Annotated in this window: 7 protein-coding genes and 3 tRNA genes; 3 read left to right on the top strand and 7 right to left on the bottom strand. The window is 73.5% G+C overall.

Going from position 1 to position 6,567, the window contains the following annotated elements; translation table 11 throughout:
- Nucleotides 1-168: 168 nt before the first annotated feature.
- The 6 genes from KME77_RS17920 to KME77_RS17895 form a co-directional block, all read right to left on the bottom strand.
- Complete coding sequence (locus tag KME77_RS17920; RefSeq protein WP_308250747.1) at nt 169-885, bottom strand: response regulator transcription factor; 717 nt, start codon at nt 883-885, stop codon at nt 169-171.
- 199 nt (nt 886-1,084) lie between these two features.
- Nucleotides 1,085-1,159: transfer RNA gene (locus tag KME77_RS17915), tRNA-Val, on the bottom strand.
- A 1-nt stretch (nt 1,160) separates the two neighbouring features.
- Nucleotides 1,161-1,234, bottom strand: a tRNA-Cys gene (locus KME77_RS17910).
- A gap of 15 nt (nt 1,235-1,249) precedes the next feature.
- A tRNA-Gly gene (locus KME77_RS17905) sits at nt 1,250-1,321 on the bottom strand.
- 37 nt (nt 1,322-1,358) lie between these two features.
- Entirely contained in the window at nt 1,359-1,841 is a 483-nt protein-coding gene (locus tag KME77_RS17900; protein WP_219468821.1) for a hypothetical protein, read from the bottom strand.
- 96 nt (nt 1,842-1,937) lie between these two features.
- Nucleotides 1,938-2,714, bottom strand: coding sequence for an SDR family oxidoreductase (locus tag KME77_RS17895; protein ID WP_308250746.1), 777 nt, complete (start codon nt 2,712-2,714; stop codon nt 1,938-1,940).
- A 167-nt stretch (nt 2,715-2,881) separates the two neighbouring features.
- Between KME77_RS17895 and KME77_RS17890 the strand changes: the two genes are divergently transcribed.
- From KME77_RS17890 to hutH, 3 genes are read left to right on the top strand one after another with little or no spacing between them, the layout of a single operon-like run.
- The gene (locus KME77_RS17890; RefSeq protein WP_219468818.1) at nt 2,882-3,358 is read left to right on the top strand and encodes a DUF4383 domain-containing protein; all 477 of its coding nucleotides are present in this window, start codon (nt 2,882-2,884) and stop codon (nt 3,356-3,358) included.
- Between the two features lie 10 nt (nt 3,359-3,368).
- Nucleotides 3,369-4,082, top strand: a complete 714-nt coding sequence (locus KME77_RS17885; protein ID WP_219468815.1) for an ArsR/SmtB family transcription factor — start codon at nt 3,369-3,371, stop codon at nt 4,080-4,082.
- A 15-nt stretch (nt 4,083-4,097) separates the two neighbouring features.
- On the top strand, nt 4,098-5,648 hold the full coding sequence (gene hutH, locus KME77_RS17880; protein WP_219468812.1) for a histidine ammonia-lyase: 1,551 nt from the start codon (nt 4,098-4,100) through the stop codon (nt 5,646-5,648).
- Nucleotides 5,649-5,657: 9 nt separating this feature from the next.
- Here hutH and KME77_RS17875 read toward each other — a convergent pair.
- Nucleotides 5,658-6,567, bottom strand: a 910-nt coding sequence (locus tag KME77_RS17875; protein ID WP_219468809.1) for a Rid family hydrolase, incomplete at its 5' end; no start/stop codon positions are given.

The raw sequence follows: 6,567 nt of genomic DNA, 5'->3' as shown, positions 1-6,567 counted from the left end.
CCGCACAGGGGGCCACGACCACCACGGCCACCACGACGGCCGCCCACCTGCCCATCCGCGACGGCCGCCGGCCGGCCCACGGCCCGCGCCCGGCGGCTTCCACGAACCGGGAGACCCACGGCACGCGCCTGACGGCAGCCCCCGGCCGCGTGCTCCGCGGCGGGCCTCTCATGGGGAGGACCTCAGCAGGTAGCCGACGCCCCGGACCGTCTGCACGAGCTGCGGCTCACCCAGCTTGCGGCGCAGGTAGCCGATGTGCACCGCCAGCGTGTTGGAGGCGGGGCCGAGATCGTAGCCCCACACGCGCTCCAGGACGAGCTCCCGGGTGAGCACCTGACCGGCGTTGCGCACGAGCAGCTCCAGCAGGGCGAACTCGGTCCGGCTGAACTGGATCACCCTCCCGCCCCGCCGCCCGCGCCGGGTCTGCGGCTCCAGCACCAGGTCGGCGTACGCCAACTCCCCGCCCGAGGTTCTGTGCTCCCCGGACGTGGATCCGTGCGGGGGCGCGTCCGGGCGCGCCCGCCGCAGCAGCGCCCGCAGCCGGGCCAGCAGCTCCGCCGGCGCGAACGGCTTGACCAGGTAGTCGTCGGCGCCCGCGTCCAGCCCGTCCACCCGGTCACCGACCGCGTCCCGCCCGGTCAGCACCAGTACGGGCCGCCAGTCACCGTCGGCCCTCAGCCTGCGGCACACCCCCAGCCCGTCGAGCCCGGGTATCACCACGTCGAGAACGACCACGTCCGGCGACAGCCGCGCCACCGCCGCGAGCGCCGCACGCCCGTCGGCCGCCGTACGCACGTCGTAGCCGTCGAGCTCCAGGACGTCGCGGACGGATCCGAGCACGGCGGGCTCGTCGTCCACCACGAGCACCCGGAAATCAGCTGACACGCCCCGAAAACTACTCGCCTTCCGGGCGGCGTTCTGCGCGTTGAGCGAGACCGCCGAGCCCGTCGGCGGCATTCACGAGGGGCGCATCTCGATCACCCTGAGGCGGGAGATCGGGCCGTGACAGCGGAAAGGCCGCCGAGGGCCCCGGGTGAGGGGCTCTGGCGGCCGCTCGGGCCGTTGCCGCGACCAGCGGCAACAGTGGTGGACGATACTGGGATTGAACCAGTGACCTCTTCCGTGTCAGGGAAGCGCTCTCCCGCTGAGCTAATCGTCCTTGGAGGTGGCGACGGGATTTGAACCCGTGTGGACGGCTTTGCAGGCCGCTGCCTCGCCTCTCGGCCACGCCACCGAGCCGGAAGCTCCGAGCGGAAGACGGGATTCGAACCCGCGACCCTCACCTTGGCAAGGTGATGCTCTACCACTGAGCCACTTCCGCCTCGTCCCCGCCGGAAAAGCGCGGCGACGAGAGCACTCTAGCGAATCCTGGCCGAGTCCCCAAACCGGAGCTCGCCCACCGACTCGGCGTAGATCGTGATCCCGGCCACGTGCTCGGCTGTTTCGCGCAGCGTCCAGTTGGGGGTGCGGGGGGTGTCCCAGGCGTCCGGGACAGTGGCGTAGCGGTTCACGTACGCCTGGCCGAGCCGGGTCCAGCGGGAGCGGGCCTCGGCCAGGTCGAGCTCGGTGAAGCGGGCCCAGTCGGCGTTCAGCGTCACGAACCGGCCGTGCCAGTGGTCCTCCTGCGGGACGGCGCCCGCCAGGAGGGCCTCCACCTCGGCGAGGTGGTCGATCAGGTGGTCCTGGATGCGGCGGGCGGCCTTGGCGGGGGTCCAGAGGTTCTCGCCGTCGGTCATGATGGGGGCGCCGTCCCAGGCCAGCCAGGTGGCGGCGATGGCGAGGCAGCGGTCCACGGAATCGGCGACCGCGAGCGCGGGGTTGGTGTCGGTGATGTCGGTCATGGGGTGATCCTGGCCGGGGATCGTTCAACGGCCCGTCGAAATGTCCCCGCCGTAGCCCGGCGGCCCGACGAACCGCCCGTGATCGCCCGCGACCGCCTACAGGGTGCCGACGGTGTGGCCGCCGTTGACCACGACGCGCTGGCCGGTCACGAACGCCGCCCCCGCCGACGCCAGGTACGACACCGCCCCCGCCACGTCCTCCGGCGTCCCCATCCGCCCCAGCGGGACCCGGTCCCGGTACGCGGCCAGTTCCTCCGGCCCGATGCCGGCGTGCCGTTCGACCGGGATGAAGCCGGGCGCGACGAGGTTCACGGTCACGCCGTACGGCCCCAGCTCACGCGCCCACGCCCGGGTGAGCTCGTACTGGGCGGCCTTGGCGGCGATGTAGGCGGACATGCCGGGCAGGGCGCGGTCGGTGATGTCGGAGCCGATCTGGATCACCCGGCCGCCGCCCAGCGCCCTCATCCCGGGCAGGGCCGCCTGGAGCAGCAGCGTGGGGCTCTTGACGAAGAAGCGGAGCTGGTCCAGATGGGTGTCCCAGGTGAGGTCCTCGAAGGCGACCTTCGGCTGCGGCCCGGTCGCGTTCAGCACCAGCACCCCGACGGGGCCCAGCCGGTCGGCGACCCGGGCGACGAGGGCGGCGGTGGCGGCCTCGTCGGTGACGTCGCCCTCGAACGCCTCGGCGCTCCCGCCCGCGTCGCGGACGCCGGCGGCCACCCGCCGGGCGTCGTCCTCGCCGGAGTGGTAGTTGACGGCGACGGTGTGCCCGTCCGCGCCGAGCCTGCGGGCGATCACGGCGCCCAGCCCGCGCGACGCCCCGGTGACGAGCGCGACCCCGCCCTTGCCCGGCATGGCGCTGTCGTCCGCCGTCACCGCGACCCCCCAGAGCTCGACTGGTCCAGAGCCTAACCCCAGCGCCCTGACGACGGATCGAAGGCACCCATAACCGGGCAAAGAGCATTTGGCCGTGGCGGGAGAATTGCGCGCCATCACCCCGGGCAGTGGAGGAAGACCCAGAATCTAGCGGGGGAGGTTCACGCATGAACACCCCAAACACCCGGACAAGGCGATCACCCGTGCAGGTCGCGGCGCTCGTCGTCGGGCTGGTGTTCCTGTTGGTGGGCGTGCTGGGGTTCATCCCCGGCATCACCACCAACTACGATTCCATGGCCTTCGGAGGACACCACTCCGAGGCGATGCTCCTGGGCATCTTCCAGGTCTCGATCCTGCACAACATCGTCCACCTCATCTTCGGGATCGCGGGCATCGCGATGTCCCGCACCTGGACGGCCAGCCGTTACTACCTCATCGGCGGCGGGGTGATCTACCTGCTGCTGTGGCTGTACGGACTGATCGTCGACAAGTCGAGCGCGGCCAACTTCGTCCCGGTCAACACGGCCGTGACCTGGCTGCACTTCGTCCTGGGCGTCGGCATGATCGTCCTGGGCCTGGCCCTGACCCGTACGGCCGCCACCAGGACGCACACTTCGGTGAGGGACGAAACGTTCCTGGGTTAGCGTCGAGGGCATGGCCGCCGAGTACATCGCCCACGACTCCGACATCGCGCCCGTCGCCGCCCTGATCGCCGACCCGACCAGGGCGGCCATCCTGACCGCCCTGCTCGGCGGGCGCGCGCTGGCCGCCGGGGAGCTGGCCAGGTTGTCCGGCGTGAGCGCGGCGACCGCGAGCGCGCACCTGTCGCGCCTGCTCGACGGCGGCCTGGTCGGCGTCGTACGCCAGGGCCGCCACCGCTACTACCGCCTGGCCGGGCACGAGATCGCCGAGGTGCTGGAGGTGCTGGCCAGGGTCAGCGTCCGGCCGCCGGTGCGCTCCCTGCGCCAGTCGCGTCAGGCCAGGCTGCTGGAGGAGGCCCGTACGTGCTACGACCACCTGGCCGGCCGGGCCGGGGTGGCGTTGCGCGACCGGCTCGTCGAGGGCGGCTTCCTGACCGGTGAGCAGGTGACGCCCGAGGGGGCGCGGCTGCTGGCCGGGCTCGGCGTGGACGTGGAGGGGGTGCGCGGGACCAGGCGGAGGTTCGCCCCGGAATGCCTGGACTGGACCGAGCGCCGGGCCCATCTCGGCGGGGCGCTCGGCGCCGCCGTCACCGGTGTTCTCCTGGAGCGCGGCTGGTACCGGCACGGCGCCGTGCCACGGGCCGTGGTGCTGACGGACGAGGGACGGGAGGGGCTGGCCGCGTTGTTCTCCGGTAAGGAGCTAACATCGCATACGCCGGTTACCTAAACGAGGAAGTCCATCATGCGCGACAACGGAGTCGTGAACGTCGGCCCGGAGCCCCTCACCTTCGACGACGTCATCCGGGTGGCCCGCCACGGCGCCCCCGTCCAGCTCACCGACGACGCGGTCGCCGCGATCTCGGCCGCCCGGCAGCGCGTGGACGAGCTGGCCGAGAGCCCCGTCCCGGCGTACGGGATCTCGACCGGGTTCGGGGCGCTGGCCACGCGCCACATCGACCCCGCCCTGCGCGCCCAGCTCCAGCGCTCGCTGGTGCGCTCGCACGCGGCCGGCAACGGGCCCGAGGTGGAGACCGAGGTGGTGCGCGCGCTCATGCTGCTGCGCCTGCACACGCTGGCCACCGGCCACACCGGGGTGCGGCCGACCACGGCCAAGACCCTCGCCGCGCTCCTCAGCGCGGGCATCACGCCCGTCGTGCACGAGTACGGCAGCCTGGGCTGCTCCGGCGACCTGGCGCCCCTGTCGCACGTGGCGCTCGCGCTGACCGGCGAGGGCGTCGTACGCGACGGGTCGGGCGACCTCACCGAGGCCCACGAGGCGCTCAAGCAGGCCGGCATCGACCCCGTCGAGCTGGGGGCCAAGGAGGGCCTCGCGCTCATCAACGGCACCGACGGCATGCTCGGCATGCTCGTCCTGGCCCTCCACGACCTGACCCGGCTCGTCAGGACCGCCGACGTGAGCGCCGCGATGAGCGTCGAGGCGCTGCTGGGCACCGACCGCGTCTTCGCCCCCGAGCTGCAGGCGCTGCGCCCGCAGCCCGGCCAGGCGCTGTCGGCCGCCAACATGGTGAAGGTCCTGGACCGCTCGGGCATCATGGCCAGCCATCGCGACCCGGCCGACTGCGCCCGCGTCCAGGACGCGTACTCGCTGCGCTGCGCCCCCCAGGTCGCCGGAGCCGCCCGCGACACCATCGCGCACGCCGCGAACGTGGCCACGTGGGAGCTGGCCAGCGCCGTGGACAACCCCGCCGTGCTCGACGACGGCCGCGTGGAGTCGAACGGCAACTTCCACGGCGCCCCCGTCGCGTACGTGCTGGACTTCCTGGCCATCGTGGCCGCCGACCTGGCCTCGATGTCCGAACGCCGCACCGACCGCTTCCTGGACAAGGCCCGCAACCACGGCCTGCCGCCGTTCCTGGCCGACGACCCCGGCGTGGACTCCGGCCACATGATCGCCCAGTACACGCAGGCCGCGATCGTCTCGGAGATGAAGCGGCTGGCCGTGCCCGCCAGCGTCGACTCCATCCCCAGCTCGGCCATGCAGGAGGACCACGTCTCCATGGGCTGGTCGGCGGCCCGCAAGCTGCGCAGGTCCGTCGACGGCCTGACCCGCGTGCTGGCCGTCGAGGTGCTCACCGCGGCCCGCGCGCTCGACCTGCGCGCGCCGCTGGAGCCGGCGCCCGCCACGGCCGCGGTGGTCAGGGCGCTGCGCGAGACCGTGCCCGGCCCGGGGCCGGACCGGTTCCTGGCGCCGGAGATCGAGTCCGCCGTACGCCTGGTCGCCGACGGCGGGGTGGTCGCCGCCGCCGAGTCCGCCACCGGCCCCCTGGCCTAGCGGAAAGGGCTAACGCGCGGGCAGGGCGGCGATCACGTCCACCTCCAGCAGCAGCCCCGGCATGAACAGCCGCGACACCTCCACGGTCGTGCTGGCGGGCTTCACGCCGGGGAAGTACTTGCGGCGCACCTGCCCGTACTCGGCCCGCTGGTTCATGTCCGTCATGTAGGTCCGGACGAACGCCACGTCCTCGAACGTCGCCCCCTGGTCGGCGAGGATCCGCTCCAGGCACCGGAAGACGTGCTCCGCCTGGGCCGTCATGTCGCCCTCGCCGACCAGCTCGCCGTGCTCGTCGAAGGCCGCCTGACCGGAGACGTACAGCATGTCGCCGACCCGCGCCGCGTGCGAGTAGGCGCCGTTCGTGGCGGGAACGGTCGCCGGGTTCAGCTTGACCACGCGTCGGGCGGGACGGCCGTCCAGGTGCGTGGCGATGGCCGTGACGTCGCGGTCGCCGAGCCCGGCCGCCTGCGCCTCCTGCAGCCTCCGGCGGGCCGCCGTCGCCAGCGTGCCGTCCTCCCACGCCGCCAGGGTCAGGTCCTTGGCCGCCAGGCCCAGCGCGTACCGGGTCTCGGCGGCGGGGGTGCGCAGCCGCTCCGCCAGAGCGCCCAGCGGGGTCCCGGCCAGCACGTCCGCCAGCGCCTCGCGGTCCACGCCGTGCGCCTGCCCGTACGCGTACGTCTCCGCGACCAGCACCTGGGCGGGCACGAGCGCGCTCATGACGGCGAGCTTCATCGCCGCCCCCGCCCCCAGCGGCCCGCACTCGCGCACCCGGCCGAGGACCTCCAGGACCTCGCGGCAGGCCGTCAGGTCCCCGCCGGCCAGCACGGTCAGCGTCCCCTCGGCGGCCGGGCCGACGCTGCCCAGCACCGGCGCGTCCACCAGGCCCGCCGACGCCGGCAGCAGCGCCCGCAGCTCGCGC

It is taken from the genome of Nonomuraea rhizosphaerae, from assembly GCF_019396405.1.
Taxonomy (GTDB): domain Bacteria; phylum Actinomycetota; class Actinomycetes; order Streptosporangiales; family Streptosporangiaceae; genus Nonomuraea; species Nonomuraea rhizosphaerae.
The sequence above is the reverse complement of the archived record's forward strand: the minus strand, read 5'-3'. Positions and strand labels throughout refer to the sequence as shown.